Annotated in this window: 18 protein-coding genes; 16 read left to right on the top strand and 2 right to left on the bottom strand. The window is 35.9% G+C overall.

Features of this window, described 5'->3' with window-relative positions:
- Positions 1 to 22: 22 nt before the first annotated feature.
- The 4 genes from NST14_RS15565 (at position 23) to NST14_RS15550 (ending at position 4,816) form a co-directional block, all read left to right on the top strand.
- Positions 23 to 1,351 carry a YjiH family protein gene (locus NST14_RS15565; protein WP_229142789.1) on the top strand — a complete coding sequence of 443 codons (1,329 nt, stop codon included), beginning with the start codon at positions 23 to 25 and terminating at the stop codon, positions 1,349 to 1,351.
- Positions 1,352 to 1,964: 613 nt separating this feature from the next.
- A complete protein-coding gene (locus NST14_RS15560; RefSeq protein WP_000402574.1) occupies positions 1,965 to 2,552 on the top strand; it encodes a GNAT family N-acetyltransferase in 588 nt (195 codons plus the stop codon).
- Positions 2,553 to 2,882: 330 nt separating this feature from the next.
- Positions 2,883 to 3,515 (top strand): YdcF family protein, encoded by a 633-nt coding sequence (locus NST14_RS15555; protein WP_000662214.1) that lies wholly within the window; start codon positions 2,883 to 2,885, stop codon positions 3,513 to 3,515.
- Positions 3,516 to 3,667: 152 nt separating this feature from the next.
- Positions 3,668 to 4,816, top strand: coding sequence for an acyl-CoA dehydrogenase family protein (locus tag NST14_RS15550; RefSeq protein WP_001218397.1), 1,149 nt, complete (start codon positions 3,668 to 3,670; stop codon positions 4,814 to 4,816).
- A 137-nt stretch (positions 4,817 to 4,953) separates the two neighbouring features.
- Here the strand turns inward: NST14_RS15550 and NST14_RS15545 are convergent, their stop codons facing one another.
- Both NST14_RS15545 and NST14_RS15540 read right to left on the bottom strand, forming a co-directional pair.
- A complete protein-coding gene (locus NST14_RS15545; RefSeq protein ID WP_000716631.1) occupies positions 4,954 to 5,313 on the bottom strand; it encodes a nuclear transport factor 2 family protein in 360 nt (119 codons plus the stop codon).
- A 138-nt stretch (positions 5,314 to 5,451) separates the two neighbouring features.
- Complete coding sequence (locus NST14_RS15540; RefSeq protein ID WP_000991268.1) at positions 5,452 to 5,922, bottom strand: DinB family protein; 471 nt, start codon at positions 5,920 to 5,922, stop codon at positions 5,452 to 5,454.
- 69 nt (positions 5,923 to 5,991) lie between these two features.
- Between NST14_RS15540 and NST14_RS15535 the strand changes: the two genes are divergently transcribed.
- From NST14_RS15535 to NST14_RS15480, 12 genes are all read left to right on the top strand, one after another.
- On the top strand, positions 5,992 to 6,696 hold the full coding sequence (locus tag NST14_RS15535; protein WP_001103828.1) for an ArsR/SmtB family transcription factor: 705 nt from the start codon (positions 5,992 to 5,994) through the stop codon (positions 6,694 to 6,696).
- A gap of 203 nt (positions 6,697 to 6,899) precedes the next feature.
- Positions 6,900 to 8,030, top strand: coding sequence for a stage II sporulation protein P (spoIIP, locus tag NST14_RS15530; RefSeq protein WP_001045277.1), 1,131 nt, complete (start codon positions 6,900 to 6,902; stop codon positions 8,028 to 8,030).
- A 195-nt stretch (positions 8,031 to 8,225) separates the two neighbouring features.
- Positions 8,226 to 8,903: a copper homeostasis protein CutC gene (locus NST14_RS15525; RefSeq protein ID WP_163257958.1), complete on the top strand. Its 678-nt coding sequence runs from the start codon at positions 8,226 to 8,228 to the stop codon at positions 8,901 to 8,903.
- Positions 8,904 to 8,926: 23 nt separating this feature from the next.
- On the top strand, positions 8,927 to 9,478 hold the full coding sequence (gene lepB, locus NST14_RS15520) for a signal peptidase I (protein ID WP_000662493.1): 552 nt from the start codon (positions 8,927 to 8,929) through the stop codon (positions 9,476 to 9,478).
- A gap of 257 nt (positions 9,479 to 9,735) precedes the next feature.
- On the top strand, positions 9,736 to 10,488 hold the full coding sequence (locus tag NST14_RS15515; RefSeq protein ID WP_029438826.1) for an IclR family transcriptional regulator: 753 nt from the start codon (positions 9,736 to 9,738) through the stop codon (positions 10,486 to 10,488).
- Positions 10,489 to 10,502: 14 nt separating this feature from the next.
- Positions 10,503 to 11,216, top strand: a complete 714-nt coding sequence (pxpB, locus tag NST14_RS15510) for a 5-oxoprolinase subunit PxpB (protein ID WP_000672250.1) — start codon at positions 10,503 to 10,505, stop codon at positions 11,214 to 11,216.
- Positions 11,207 to 12,196 (top strand): 5-oxoprolinase subunit C family protein, encoded by a 990-nt coding sequence (locus NST14_RS15505; RefSeq protein WP_220779284.1) that lies wholly within the window; start codon positions 11,207 to 11,209, stop codon positions 12,194 to 12,196. The genes pxpB and NST14_RS15505 overlap by 10 nt, the downstream gene beginning before the upstream one ends.
- 18 nt (positions 12,197 to 12,214) lie before the next feature.
- Positions 12,215 to 12,976, top strand: coding sequence for a 5-oxoprolinase subunit PxpA (pxpA, locus tag NST14_RS15500; RefSeq protein ID WP_000190811.1), 762 nt, complete (start codon positions 12,215 to 12,217; stop codon positions 12,974 to 12,976).
- 23 nt (positions 12,977 to 12,999) lie between these two features.
- Positions 13,000 to 13,695: a DUF969 domain-containing protein gene (locus NST14_RS15495; RefSeq protein WP_000239804.1), complete on the top strand. Its 696-nt coding sequence runs from the start codon at positions 13,000 to 13,002 to the stop codon at positions 13,693 to 13,695.
- Position 13,696: 1 nt separating this feature from the next.
- Positions 13,697 to 14,659 (top strand): DUF979 domain-containing protein, encoded by a 963-nt coding sequence (locus NST14_RS15490; RefSeq protein ID WP_001021671.1) that lies wholly within the window; start codon positions 13,697 to 13,699, stop codon positions 14,657 to 14,659.
- A gap of 16 nt (positions 14,660 to 14,675) precedes the next feature.
- A complete protein-coding gene (gene pcp / locus NST14_RS15485) occupies positions 14,676 to 15,323 on the top strand; it encodes a pyroglutamyl-peptidase I (RefSeq protein WP_229142788.1) in 648 nt (215 codons plus the stop codon).
- Positions 15,324 to 15,398: 75 nt separating this feature from the next.
- On the top strand, positions 15,399 to 16,127 hold the full coding sequence (locus NST14_RS15480; RefSeq protein ID WP_061536510.1) for an NAD-dependent protein deacylase: 729 nt from the start codon (positions 15,399 to 15,401) through the stop codon (positions 16,125 to 16,127).
- Positions 16,128 to 16,147: the final 20 nt, after the last annotated feature.

The raw sequence follows: 16,147 nt of genomic DNA, 5'->3' as shown, positions 1-16,147 counted from the left end.
GATAAATAGGGGGTGTCGAATTTTGAGTGAAATTGAATTAAAAAGGAATGTAATTAAGACAGGGAGTGAGAAGAGCATCATTCTTCGGTTTATACTTGCTAGTCTCGTTGGGGTGTTTATGTTTTTCGTACCGGTTACGATAAACGGTGCTTCTTCCATAATGATTGATCATATCGTGTCGTGGATTAGAGCTTCGGTCCCGAGCGCCGTACCTTATTACGCACTACTCGTTATGGTAATGGGTGCAATTTATCCGTTTTATACGAAAAAATGGAATACATCTATCGTAGATATTTGCTTTTCGATTTTAAAAGTGGTTGGCGTCGTTTTCGGTGTATTATATTGTTTGAAAGTAGGGCCAGCTTGGTTCTTTGCGCCAGATGTTGGGCCGTTTTTGTATGAGAAACTAGTAATATCGGTAAGTTTACTCGTTCCGATTGGTTCGGCTTTTTTAGCATTATTAGTCGGGTATGGATTACTTGAATTTATCGGTACGTTTTGCCGTCCGATTATGAGGCCGTTATGGAAAACACCTGGACGATCAGCAATTGATGCGGTTGCATCCTTTGTGGGAAGTTATTCACTGGCTTTATTAATTACGAATCGCGTATATAAAGAAGGAAAATATACGACAAAAGAAGCGGCCATTATCGCTACAGGATTTTCTACAGTATCCGCAACATTTATGATCATCATCGCAAAAACATTAGACATCATGCATTTATGGAATGTTTATTTTTGGACGACTCTCGTTGTAACATTCATCGTAACTGCTATCACCGTAAGACTTCCACCCCTTAGTAGAAAACCAGATACATATGTAACAGAAGAAGGGTTCCCAGAGCCCGTTTATAAGGAGAAAATGCTAGAGCGTGCTTGGGAAGATGCGCTAGAAGTATCGAAATCTGCACCGAGTATTATAAAAAATATTGCAGTGAACTTAAAAGACGGTTTTATCATGACGATGGGAATTTTACCATCTATTATGTCTGTAGGGTTAATTGGTATTGTCTTAGCGAAGTTCACACCAATATTTGATTGGGTCAGCTATATTTTTTATCTTTTTACATGGGCTTTACAACTGCCAGAAGCAGACTTAGCTGCTAAAGCGGCATCCGTCGGTATTGCGGAAATGTTTTTACCATCATTATTAGTAGTTAGTGCACCACTTGTGACAAAGTTTGTCATTGCGGTTGTTTCGGTATCATCTATATTGTTTTTCTCAGCATCCATCCCATGTATTTTATCGACAGATATTCCGTTAAAAGTATCAGAACTTATTATTCTGTACGTACAAAGAACGATATTAACATTGCTTATCATTACGCCGATTGCTTATTTGTTACTTTAAAAAGGGGAAAAGTATAAAAAAGAATCCTTCTATAAAAGGAAGGATTCTTTTGTTTAGTGTTTTTATCAAGTAAATACTTTAAAATGTACACTGTTTTGATGTTTTATTTGTTTTTCGAATATGACGTAATACTTCTTAAGAAAATTCCTAATCCTGCAAAAAAGAATCCTAAGCATAATAAGCTGCCTGGCGTTCCCCAAGTAATTTGATCTAGCATTTTTATATCCTCCCATTTACCCCATATGAATTAACTGTAAAACTTTCACTTTATTATTATATAGTATTTTTTGGGTGTAATCCAGAATTATCCATACTACCAAATTGAAAAAATAATCTTTTTGTAGAAATAATAGCGTTTTTGGTGTGCAAATCTTTCAATAATGCACACTAGACCTTTAGAAAAAGAAAAACCTTACATGAAATGAAACCAATATAAATGTAGCTTGATATAATGGGATGGACACGGTATTTGTTACAGGCTTTTACGGATTATTATGTAAGAAGGTATTAAAACTTGAATTTTAAGTGCATTTAAAAGTTAGTGTTAATGTTTTAATATCTATATAATTAAATGTTTATTTCTGTGATATAGTAAGAAAAAGGGGGCTTACAAATGGAAATCATTCACGAAAGAGCAAAGCTACGGTTAATGGACGGTAATGATGTCGAAACTTTGTTTTCGATTGTAGAAGGAAATCGGGAAATTTGGGCGTATTTAATCTCTAAAATGGATAGTGTGCAAGATATGCAGCAATATGTTCAAAAAGCGATACAAGGTTATGGAAAAGGTACGCAAATACCTTTCGTTGTAGTGGATCAACAGACGAATAAGATTGTAGGAAGTACACGTCTATATAATATTTCGGTAGAAGATAAAACAGTCGAGTTAGGACAAACGTGGTATCATCCAAGTGTCCAGCGTACGAGTATAAATACAGAGTGTAAGTATATGCTTCTCCAGTATGCTTTTGAAAAACTCCATATGCTCAGGGTACAAATTAAGACGGATGCAAGAAATGAAAAAGCACAACGAGCAATTGAAAGGTTAGGCGCAGTAAAAGAGGGTGTGCTTAGAAATGAAAGAAAATTACCGAATGGTTATGTGAGAGATGCAGTTGTGTACAGTATTATCTCAAGTGAATGGCCAGACGTGAAAGAACAATTGTTAGAAAAATTAGAGTTGTATAAAGAAAAGCTATAATTCGTGTTTTGAAAGGTATATTGTTCGTAAGGCATGAAAAATATACCTTTTTTCTTACAAAATGCTACTTTATTTTAATTCCTTTTGTTTCATCGTTCCCTTCTGAGAAAAAATTCGTTACAATGTAGTTGTATGGTAATAAACTTATGAATTTAAAACATGTAATGAAAACCGCAAATGAAAATGAATTGATAATCCTCAATTTTAAATGAAAACCCTTTTATACATAAATAACAAGTAAAGTTCCTTCTTTTAAATAAACTCAAACAAAACGATTTGATATAAATGTTTTTTTATAGAAGTATGGATGATGTACGGAGGCAATTACAAATGAAAGAAAATAAGAAGAGTAAGAAAAGGCGAATCTTTCAAGTATTTTTACTAATGATTTGTTCTGCTATTTTATATGTAAGTTATGCAGCTTACGATATTTGGAGTTATCGTTTTAAAGCAAATGATGACGTAAAAACGGATGCTGGTATTGTACTAGGAGCAGCTTCATGGAACGGAAAACCATCTCCTGTATTTAAAGAAAGAATTAATCATGCGATTTCTTTATATAAGAACGGAAATATTAAAAAGATTATTTTTACAGGTGGTACAAAGTTCGAGGCCGAACTTGAGGAAGCTCGTACTGCAAGAGTATATGCAATGAAACAAGGTGTAAAAGACGAAGATATTTTAATTGAAACAAAATCCCTTTTCACTGAAGAAAACTTAAAGAATGCGAAGGAAGTTGGAGTAGAGAACGGCATACGCACATACACGATTGTAAGTGATCCACTTCATATGAAACGCGCAATGAGAATCGCAAAACATATTAATATTGAAGCGTATGCTTCACCAACGCCGACATCAGCATATAAAACGTTAGATACAGAAATACCATTCTTCTTTAAAGAATTATTCTCGTATATTGGATATGTAACCTCGTTGCCATTAAAGGCATTGAAGGGAGACTAATAAGAAAAGAACCTATCTTTAAATAGGAACTTTTCTTATTAGTCAAAAACATTGTATTTTTATCGGAATAGTGAAACAATAGAGAGGTAGCTTCATATAATCATAATGACAAAATGAACGGTTTATGAATCGAACATAAAGGAGATTATAGTATGGCACTCTCATTTGTTGAAACAGAAAAACAATCTTTCATTATTGAACAAATAAATAAATTGATTCCGAAGTTCATGGAAAGGGAGCATCAACTAAGTGAATTAGGATCATTTCCGTATGAAAATATAAATGATTTGAAACATATCGGATATACGAAATTAACGTTACCGAAGGAATTTGGTGGTAGTGCGATTTCTTTATATGACTTCGTTCTATTTCAAGAGAAAATTGCGGAAGGCTGCGGGGCTACTGCATTATCGATTGGCTGGCATCTTGGCATTGTGAAAGAACTAGCGGAAAATCGCTCTTGGAATGATGAGATGTTTAAATGGTTTTGCGAAGAAGTGCGAAATGGGGCGCTCTTTAATAGGGCAGCAACAGAACCGAAAACAGGGAGCCCGACGCGTGGCGGTAAACCAGAAACAATAGCGGTTCAACAAGGCGAGAAGTGGGTTATAAATGGAAGGAAAACTTTTACAACGATGGCGCCAGTACTTGATTATTTTATTATTTCAGCAAGTATGGAGGGCAAAGAAGAAGTTGGTGAGTTTGTCATTCCAAGAAATACAATCGGTGTATCCATTGAAGAAACGTGGGATAGCGTTGCAATGCGAGGGACTGCTAGCCACGACCTTGTCTTACAAAATGTAGAGATAGAAAGTCGCTTTTTTACGGATGTAAAAGGCGGGAAAGTGAAACAAAAGGGTATTGGCTGGTTGCTACATATACCAGCATGCTATTTAGGAATTGCACAATCAGCAAGAAATTATGCAGTTCAGTTTGCGGGATCATACAAACCAAATAGTTTAAACCATTCTATTAGTTTATTACCGAATGTTAGAAGATTAGTTGGAGAATTAGAACTCGAGCTTATGCAAGCTCGCGTCTTTTTATATCAAATTGCGAAAAAATACGATGAGGCAGAAGATAAACTGTCACTGCAAGCAGAATTAGCGGCAGTGAAATACGCCGTAACAAATGCGGCGATATCGATAGTGGATAAATCAATGCGCATCGTAGGAGCAAAAAGTTTATCAGAAAAAAATCCGCTTCATCGTTACTATTTAAACGTTAGAGCAGGACTACACAATCCGCCGATGGATGATGCAACACTATCTATGTTGGCGGATGCAGCGTTTCGGTCGTAGTTTTTTTAGCTTGAACTTTATTATTTAAGTACAATATAGTTGTTTTGAAAGCACGTGTTTGATTAGTAATCGAACGCGTGCTTTTTATTCGTTGGATATACTAGTTTAAAAAGCACGCGTTTTAATATAAATGGTTATCATGATTTTGTAAGTGTTCCTTGATGGAAAAACATTTGCCATCTTCCCTCTATCAGTTTCCAAATGGAGCTTCGCAAAGTATTCTGCATTCTAGTTTCATCTCTTACAAGATATGTCGCCAATACAGTATCCTTCGATAAAGGGTATATTTCAAAATTAGAAAGAGTCATTTCTCTCACACTAAGTCCGTCTCCACCAACAGAATCCTTCTTATACCAAACGTTTCCCGAACTTCCAAACTCAAAAAAGTCGTCTGCAAGTAATTTGTCCAGTTCTGCTGGATTTGTACGAGTTTTAGGTTCTGATAGTTTTTCTTCCAGTTCACATAAATGCTTTTTTAATTCAGAGTGCTTTTTCACGTGATCATCCCCATATATTAATTATCGTACAACAACTAAAAACTGCTCTTTTTAACTAACGAAAAGAATTTTGACTAGTTAGATAATTGGTTGCGTATTATAATGCCAGTTTGGAAGCTTTGTAAACATTTGTTATATTTAATCCCAAATTAAAGGTCTTTCCAAATCTACCATGCGTAAATATTGTAAAAATTGACCTGCATGGACCGCATCATGATAGGCAATTCGTAATAGCATATCGCCTAAATATCGTTGATAGCCAACATCGCTTCGATCAATAAGTCTTGCATCTAGCTCTGCTATGCTTATTGATTGAACATATTCTATGAAATCGGCAAAACATGATTGTGCTAATTCAATTTCTTTTTTAACACAAGTAATTGGCTCGTCATCATACGGGATATGTATGTCGTTTATTGAGCCGTTGTTTTTTAAAATCATATGATAGTAAAAAGTTGAGGTCCATACGTGACGAATCATTTCACCAAAGGACATAGCCTCGTGATCAGGCTTCCAATTAAGAAAATTATCGGGAAGAGAATTCCATAATTTTTCTGAGCGCCTTCTCGTTTCTTTCAAATTTAATATACTAAGATCAATTGCATTCATAATACATTCTCCTTTACTGTTAAATTTAAAATAATTGTATCAATTTAATAGTTAGGGTATCATCGAAATATGAATGTATATCCGAATATCTCATATATAGCTAAACTTATTGCTGAACCTACAAGAGCAATTATCTTAGAGTGTTTAATGAATAATCAGGCACTACCTGCTAGCGAATTAGCTTATATGGCAAAGGTGTCACATCCAACAATTAGTTCTCATCTTTCTAAATTAGTAGAGGGGAATCTACTTAAAGTTGAACAACATGGTAGACATCGTTACTATCGACTTGCTAATCAAGAGGTAGCAGAGGTTCTTGAAAAGTTAGGAACAATCGCACCAACAGTTCAAGTTCGGTCTTTAAAACAATCAGATCAACTAAAACAAATTCGTTATGCTCGAACTTGTTACGATCATCTTGCAGGTAGACTCGGTGTAGAGATAACCGAAAAATTATTAGATAAGGAATTTATCATTTTAGAGAAAGGAGAATACATTGTAACGGAACAAGGTAAGCGATGGTTTCTGAATTTTGGAATAAATATTGAAACGGCAAATATAAAGAGAAGAATATTTGCAAAACCTTGTCTTGATTGGAGTGAACGACGCTACCATATTTCTGGTTGGTTAGGATCTGCAATAGCAAAACTATTTTTTGAACAGGAATGGATTACAAAAACGGATAAGAATCGGGCTGTCCATCTTACAAGAAAAGGTATGAAGTTCTTGAAAGACGAATTAGGCATTGACATGGAAAATAAAGAAATGAAATAACCTGAGTCTATACAAATGTAGACTCAGGTTATTTCATTTCTTTTAAAAATCTTTAGTGATATTTGCGCACGGCAAATTAACCTCACTTGCTTTACGGAAAGAGATTAGCTGAAAAAATAGTAGTTGAGACGATTCTATTAAATTAGTAATCATATTCATTGAAAATTATGCGTAAGAATATAGTAAATGAAGGGAGATATAAAATGAATAAAGTGAAACTGAAAGTATTTAATATAAAGTATGTAATGATATGTCTTTTATTCACGATTATATGTATTCTCACTTCATTCTTCATTTCTAGTAATTCAAACGTATTTAAATCTTATTATATTAATCAATTATTAGGAACGAATTCTACGAAAGGCCTTATGTATATGATAGGCAGTGAAAATCGTTATTTTGCCGAAGAATTTCATAAAGAAAAAGGACGAGCGTCTTTGGAATCTTTTTTACTTTCACTTTCTACAAATATTAATGTAAATGACCTCCGGAGCTTATTAACTCGAGAACTTCCAAATATGAATCAATTTTATTCAGAAATATTAATTGCCGGGGAAGGAACAGATTATACGAACATTCCTGAAGAATCCAGCATTCCTTTAGAGAATATTCAAGATAAAGGTACTGCTGTTAAACACCCAAAGAGTGAGAAAGAAAACAATTCAAATACACAAAATAACGGTGAAAATAAAGTTTTTATTTATCATACACATAGTTGGGAGTCGTTTATTCCTCTCATTCCAGGTGCTACTAAACCTGATGATGCCTCTAGTACAAATAATGAAGTGAATATTACGTTTGTTGGAAATTATTTAAAACAAAAGTTAGAAGAAAAAGGAATAGGCGTTTCACATGATACGACAAATATGAGGGACTTTCTACGAAATAAAAATTTAAACTGGGCCCAATCTTACAAAGGATCTCGTCAAATATTACAAGAAAAATTAGCACAAGATAAAAATATTATGTTTCCCATTGATCTTCATAGGGACGATGCACGAAAAAATATTACGAAGAAAACGATTAATGGAAAGGATTATGCACGACTCTATTTTATTTTAGGTCGAGAAAATCCTAACTATGAAAAAAATAAAAAAATAGTAACGGCAATCAATTCATATTTAGACGAGAAGTATTACGGTTTAAGCCGAGGCATTTTTATTAAAGATCGTAAAAGCGGGAATGGAGTATATAATCAAGATCTTTCTCCAAATGCATTACTTATTGAAATGGGAGGGGTAGATAATACTCCAGAAGAACTGTATGCTTCCGTAGACGCATTAGTAGAAGCATTTAGCCATTATTATAATGAAGTAACTAAGAAAAATAACTAAAATAAAAAAGGAGTGACACCTAGTCGGAAGTGCTAGGAGGTTACTCCTTTTTTGTAGAAAATAAAATTACCAATAGATGTTAGTAGTTAAAAAATCTTTCTTTTCATTCTTCTTTTTATCGTTTTATAGGAGAATGCTATGCTTCTTATTTCACCTACTGTATAATAAGAAAAAAGCACGAAAAGAGGTTATCTCATGCTAGAGGTTATTGCAACATGTTTAGAAGACGTGAAACGAATTGAACGAGCTGGCGGGAAGCGAATTGAATTAATTTCATCTTATACAGAAGGCGGTTTAACGCCGAGTTATGCATTTATAAAAAAAGCGGTAGAAGCAGTACATATACCAATTCACGTTATGATTCGTCCGCATGCGAAGTCTTTTACATATACGGAAGAAGAAATTGAAATGATGAAAGAAGATATTGTAGTTGCTCAGAATTTAGGAGTAGCTGGTGTTGTATTAGGTGTATTAAATGAAAAGAATGAAGTGGATGAAGAGAAACTAGCGAATTTATTATCTGTGGTAGATGGGATAAATGTCACATATCACCGTGCAATAGACGACACGGAAAATCCAGTAGAAGCGATGAGAACGTTAAAGAAGTTTCATAAAGTGACTCATGTCTTAACTTCAGGTGGACAAGGGAATATAGTTGATAATATTCCGGTGCTTACAGATATGCAAAAGGTAAGCGATGGTCAAATTCAGCTTGTAGTTGGAGCTGGTGTAACGAAAGAAAATATAAAGCAATTGCTAAATGAAACTGGAATTTCGCAAGCTCATGTCGGTACAGCGGTAAGAGAAGGGAAATCATGTTTTGCTGAAATTAATCTGGATTTAGTACAAGAATTAGTTCAAATCATAAAATAAATGCGTAAGAAAGAGGAGAAACGATGAAGGAAAATACGAAGAAAGAATTATTCTCATGGGCTAAAACGATAGGATTTACTCTTGTATTAATCGCAATTATTCGCGGTGTTTTATTTACACCTTCATTAGTACAAGGTGAATCGATGATGCCCACTTTAGAAAATAACGAACGAGTTCTCGTGAACAAGATTGGTTACAGTATAAGTGGATTAGAACGTTTTGATATTATCGTCTTTCATGGAAAAGAAGGATACGATTTAGTAAAACGAGTAATTGGTTTACCAGGCGATACAGTTGAGTATAAAAATGATGTTTTATATGTAAACGGAAAAGCGATGGAAGAACCATATTTAAAAGAGTTTAAAGAAAAAGCAGCAGGCCGTGTATTAACTCCAGACTTTACGTTAGAACAAATCACAGGAAAAACGAAAGTGCCAGAAGGCCAAGTATTTGTTTTAGGGGATAATCGTGAAGTTTCTAAAGACGGTCGTATGTTTGGGTTTATTTCAGAAGATGAAATTGTCGGAAAAGGACAAGCTGTTTTCTGGCCGTTGAAACAAGTAAGAGCGTTATAAAGAAAAAGTATGGGAGAAATATTCTTCCATACTTTTTTTATGCCTATTTATTTAAACGTTTGGTTCTGCTATAACTTGAGGTTTTGAAAGAGAACCATCATTATTTCTAAATTTTATTTTGTATTGACCTTACATAAAGGTTAAGTAGCTGAAAAATATATTGATAGAATTGAAAGAATATTTTATAATTTTAAATTATATGTTTGTTTCGAAAAACGGAATTTAAGTTCCGAAATTCGGAACAAGAGGGAGATAGAATGAGTATAAATAAAACGGCAGTTAAGACAATGGACATTTTAGAGTTGTTTTATGAGCATGAAGAGCTCAGTTTAACAGAGATGGTTCAGCTTACGAGTATGCCGAAAACATCTGTTTATCGTTTAATTGGTTCGTTAGAAGAAATGGAGTTTTTACAAAAAAATGAGAAGGGGAAATATCGTTTAGGAGTTGTGTTTTTACGGTTCGGTCAACTTGTTTCACAAAGACTATCCGTAAGAAATATTGCGATTCCATATATGAAAGAGCTTAGAGATAGTTTAGGGCAGGCAGTTAATTTAATTATTCAAGATGGTAATGATGCGATTTATGTGGAAAAGATGGAAGGCGTTCAGCCTGTACGTGTGTATACGGCGGTTGGAAGAAGAGCGCCACTTTATGCCGGTGCATGTCCGAGAATTTTACTATCGTATTTTTCTGAGGAAAAGAAACGGAAATACATAGAGGAAACGAATTTAAAACAGTTTGCAGATGGAACAATCGTAGATAAGAAACAATTACTAGAAGTGTTACAAATGGCGAAAAAGGAAGGACACACCATTAGCTATTCTGAGTTAGAAAATCATACAGCAGCTATAGCAGCGCCCATTTTCGCAAATGATGGAACGGTTGTAGCAGGCATTAGCATTTCAGGATTAGCAATTGAGTACAGCGAAAGTAACATTCCATATTTTATCGCGAAGGTGAAAGAGACAGCGAATCGCATTTCGAAAGAACTCGGCTTTTTGGCATAGAAAGAGGGAGTAGGATGAAATTTTCTGCGTTAGGGGATCAAGCAATTATTGTTACATTTGGTGAAGAAATCGGGATGGATGTATACGAAAAAGTACAACGACTATTTCAAGCGTTGCAGCAACATCCGTTTGTAGGGATGGTTGAATGTGTTCCGTCGTTTACTTCATTAGCCGTTTACTACAATTTGTATGAAGTATGGAAGGGAAATGATAGAAAGATAAGACCATATGATTGCGTATGCCAATACATAGCTAGAATGTTAGATACGTATAAGGAAGAGCTGAAACGAGATGTGAAACATATTTCTATACCCGTTTGTTACGGGGGAGAATATGGACCTGATTTAGAAGAGGTGGCACATTATCACGGTTTACAAGTAGAAGATGTCATTCGCATACATAGTGAAACAACGTATTTTGTATATATGTTAGGCTTTACACCAGGGTTCCCATATTTAGGAGGACTATCAAAAGAACTAGAAACACCTAGAAAAGAAATACCGCGGTTACAAATCTCTCCTGGTTCGGTAGGAATCGGCGGAAATCAAACAGGTATTTATCCGCTTGAAACACCGGGTGGATGGAATATTATTGGCCGAACACCAATCTCCTTATTTAATCCGGAAGAAGAAACACCAACCTTTATTCAAAGCGGGATGTATTTACGATTTATCCCAATAACGAAGGAAGAGTACGTATCACTTGAGGGGGCTAAAGAATGGATGTAGAGGTTTTGCATGCAGGGATGTTTACAACAGTCCAAGATTTAGGACGATCTCATTATCAACAATACGGTGTGCCAGTTGGCGGGGCGATGGATCAAAGTGCACTTCGGATGATCAATATGTTAGTTGGTAATGAAGAGAATGAGGCGGCACTCGAAATGACGATTATGGGACCGAAATTGTTAATAAAGAAAACGACGTTACTTGCGATTGGCGGTGCAGATATGGAACCGTTACTAAATGGGGAGCGTATACCATTATGGCGTCCCATTTTAGCGGAAGAAGGTAGTATGCTTTGCTTTGGAAAAGTGAAAAGTGGTTGCAGAACGTATGTGACTTTTGCAGGTGGTATCCATATTGATCGTACGATGGGAAGCAAAAGTACTTACATACGTGCTGCGATTGGAGGTATAGAAGGAAGAATGTTGAAAAAGGGTGACTACTTCCAAATTGGTGTACAACCAGAAATGGCGAATCGTTTCGTTCAAGACTTACAAAAAGATGAGAGAATAAAAACGAAATGGGCAATTAGCAACAGCGTACTACCAAAGTATAAGAAACATCCTAAGCTTCGTGTCATAGCTGACTTTGAATATGATCAATTTACAGAAGAAAGCAAAAAGGCATTTTTTACGAAAGAGTATACAGTATCTAATTATGCTGACCGTATGGGCTATAGGGTTGAGGGAGAAGTATTAAATAGGATGGAAGAAAAAGAGATTTTATCGAGTCCTGTTACATTTGGAACCATTCAAGTTCCTAATGGTGGACAGCCGATTATATTAATGGCAGATAGGCAAACGACAGGTGGCTATCCGAGAATGGGAAATATCATTTCAGTAGATTTACCTCTTCTTGCCCAGCTAAAGCCGGGGGACTATGTTTCTTTTGAGAAAATTACGCTTGAAGAAGCGGAACAATTGTACATAGAACAAGAAGTAAATATGAATCTATTAAAGAAATTCATTGCTTTACGAAGCTGAAATTAGGAGGGAAACAGTGTGGCTACAATTGATTTGAATTGTGATTTAGGAGAAAGTTTTGGCGCTTATAAAATGGGGAATGATGATGAAATTCTTCCGTTCGTTTCCTCTATAAACGTTGCTTGCGGTTTTCATGCGGGTGATCCGTCCGTTATGCGGCAAACAGTCGAAAAGGCAATGCAACATAACGTTGCGATAGGGGCACATCCCGGATTTCCAGATTTAATTGGATTTGGTAGAAGGAACATGAACGTTCCAGCAAGTGAAGTATACGATTATGTTCTATATCAAATTGGTGCATTAGATGGTTTTGTAAAAGCAGCTGGCGGGAAGATGCATCATGTGAAACCACACGGTGCTCTATATAATATGGCGGCAACTAATCCGGAAATTGCAGATGCAATTGCAAAGGCAATATATCATATAAATCCAAGTCTATTACTTTACGGATTAGCAAATAGCGAGGCGTTTATACAGGCTGCGGAAAAATACAATATAATTCTCGTACAAGAAGCTTTCGCAGATCGTACGTATAAGCAAGATGGAACATTAACGAGTCGTACGGAAGAAAATGCGCTTATAAAAAATGAAGACGAAGCGATAAAGCAAGTGCTTCAAATGGTGAAAGAAGGCTATGTAAATTCGGTGAACGGGCAGAAAGTAGCAGTTCAGGCACAGACGATCTGTTTACATGGTGATGGAGAAAAAGCAGTACAATTTGCGAAAAGAATATACAGAACATTTGAACAAAATGGTATTTCTATTTGTGCACCGAAATAAAAAAATGTGGGGAAGTGTTGGAATTGGTGAAATTAATCGGGATATTACTAGTTGCAGTGGGCTTTTTATTTAGATTAAATACACTTTTAGTCGTTATGGTTGCAGGTATTGTTACTGGTATGGTTTCAGGATTAAGTTTTTATGATGTGATTAGCATGTTCGGTAAATTTTTCATAGAAAATAGATATATGTCTATGCCTATCATATTAACTTTACCGGTAATCGGAATTTTAGAGCGTTACGGTTTGAAAGAAAGAGCAGAAGCACTTATAACGAAATCAAAAGGTGCAACAACTGGAAGAGTATTAATGTCATATTTTACGATAAGAGAATCATCAGCAGCACTAGGGCTTAATATTGGTGGTCATGCACAAACGGTAAGACCACTCGTTGCACCGATGGCAGAAGGGGCTGCGCAAGGTAAATACGGTAAGCTCCCTGAAAAATTAAGAGAAAAGATTAAAGCAAATGCAGCGGCTGCGGAAAATACAGCTTGGTTTTTCGGAGAAGATATTTTTATCGCAACTGGTGCGATTCTATTAATGAAAGGGTTCTTCGATTCAGTAGGTATGCATGTCGGAGTATGGGATATGGCGCTTTGGGGTATCCCAACTGCAATATCTGCACTTATCGTAAGCTGGATTAGATTTAGAAGGTTTGATAAATATATAGCAAAAACGATGACATCAAAAGAAAAAGAAGAGAAGGAGGCGATATAAAATGAACATCATCACAATGGATACAATCTACTATGTATTAGGTATAATCGTTGCCTTTATCGCCGTTCGTATCGCATTCGATCGTGAACATCCAAATCGATTTGGTTCTAGTCTATTTTGGGCATTGTTTGCCGTTACATTTTTATTCGGAAATGTGATTCCTTCGTTTTACGTTGGCTGTATCGTACTCGCTATGGTTGTGTTAGCGTCAATGAATAAAGTAACAAAATCTCAGGAGAAAGAAGCACCAGTACAAGAACGTGTGAAACATGCGGAGAAATTAAAAAATAAAATTTTTATGCCTGCACTTTTAATACCTATTTTTACAATTATCGGTACGTTAACGTTAGGAAAAATCAAATGGGGAAATGTTTCTCTTGTTGATCCGGATAAAGTAACGCTAGTAGCATTAGCATTAGGAGCATTACTTGCATTCGTTGCGGCAATGCGTATTACAAAATCGAAAATAACAACGCCTGTACAAGAAGGAAGCAGACTATTACAAGCTGTCGGCTGGGCTGTTATTTTACCACAAATGTTAGCGGCACTTGGCGGTATTTTCGCAAAATCTGGCGTTGGACAAGTCGTTTCTGATTTAGTCGGACAAGTGTTACCGACAGAGTATCCGTTCGTTGCTGTTATGGCGTATTGTTTAGGAATGATGCTTTTCACAGTTGTAATGGGAAATGCTTTCGCAGCATTTGCTGTTATTACTGGCGGCATTGGTTTACCTTTAATTGTACAAATGCACGGAGGAAATCCGGCGATTATGGCAGCACTCGGTATGTTTGCTGGATATTGCGGAACATTGCTTACTCCAATGGCAGCAAACTTTAATATCGTTCCGGCAATGCTTTTAGAGCTAAAAGATAAAAATGCAGTTATTAAAGCGCAAGTACCAATTGCTCTTTCAATCTTTATCATCAATATGTTTATTATGTACGGCCTAGTATATCGTTTCTAATTAGGAGGGGAAAACTATGAAAACAGTATTATTAACAGGATTTGATCCGTTCGGTGGAGAAAGTATCAATCCAGCTTGGGAAGTCGCAAAAAGTTTGCATGAAAAAACAATCGGAGAATACAAGATTATTAGTAAACAAGTACCCACTGTATTTCATAAATCAATCAGTGTATTAAAAGAGTATATAGAAGAACTAGCACCGGAATTCATTATATGCATTGGACAAGCTGGAGGTAGACCAGATATTACGATAGAGCGTGTCGCAATTAATATTGATGATGCAAGAATTGCTGACAATGAAGGGAATCAGCCGGTAGATGTACCGGTTGTGGAAGAAGGACCGGCTGCCTATTGGTCTACTCTTCCGATGAAAGCAATAGTAAAAAAACTTCAAGAAGAAGGCATACCAGCTTCCGTTTCACAGTCAGCGGGTACATTCGTTTGTAATCATATATTTTATGGTCTTATGCATGAACTAGAGAAGCGTGATAAGAAAATAAAAGGCGGATTTATTCATATTCCGTTTTTACCAGAACAAGCGAGTAATTATCCAGGGCAACCGAGTATGTCACTTTCTACTATTCGTAAAGGGATAGAGTTGGCAGTTGGGGTAACGACGACCGTTGAGGTGGATATTGTAGAGGTTGGTGGCACGACGCATTAAGTAGAATGAATTGTACAACATCTCCTGTAAACAACTGGTATAATAAGTATAGCAATATACATAGAGGTGATTGTTGTGCAACAATTTGAAGAAGTACGTTTGATTTTAGAAAAAGCGAAGAAAATTACAGTATTAACAGGAGCTGGTGCAAGTACGGAAAGTGGTATCCCAGATTTTCGTTCAGCAAATGGATTGTATGCTGATGCGAATGTGGAAATGTACTTATCAAGAGGGTACTATAACCGAAGTCCGAAAGAATTTTGGAAGCATTATAAAGAAATATTTCAAATTAATACGTTTCATCAATATAAGCCAAATCGTGGCCATCGCTTTTTAGCTGAATTAGAAGAAAAAGGAAAAGACATTACGATTTTAACGCAAAATATTGACGGTTTACATCAATTAGGTGGTAGTAAACATGTCATTGATTTACACGGCACACTGCAAACTGCACATTGTCCGAAGTGTAAAACGGGATATGATTTGCAGTATATGATTGATCATGAAGTGCCGCGCTGTCAGAAGTGTAATTTCATTTTAAATCCAGACGTTGTTTTATACGGAGATACATTGCCGCAATATCAAAATGCGGTCAAACATTTATATGAAACAGATGTGCTTATCGTTATGGGGACGTCACTCAAAGTACAACCTGTTGCTTCATTCCCGCAAATCGCAAAGAGGGAAGTAGGAGCAACAACGATTTTAGTAAATGAAGAGTTAACAGGACAGGAATATAACTTTGATTATGTTTTTCAAAATAAGATTGGTGAATTTGTTGACGGATTGTCTTCAAGGAAATAAGTTATCGAAAAAACTGAGGT

It is taken from the genome of Bacillus sp. FSL W8-0519 (assembly GCF_038005585.1).
Classification (GTDB): domain Bacteria; phylum Bacillota; class Bacilli; order Bacillales; family Bacillaceae_G; genus Bacillus_A; species Bacillus_A paranthracis.
The sequence above is the reverse complement of the archived record's forward strand: the minus strand, read 5'-3'. Positions and strand labels throughout refer to the sequence as shown.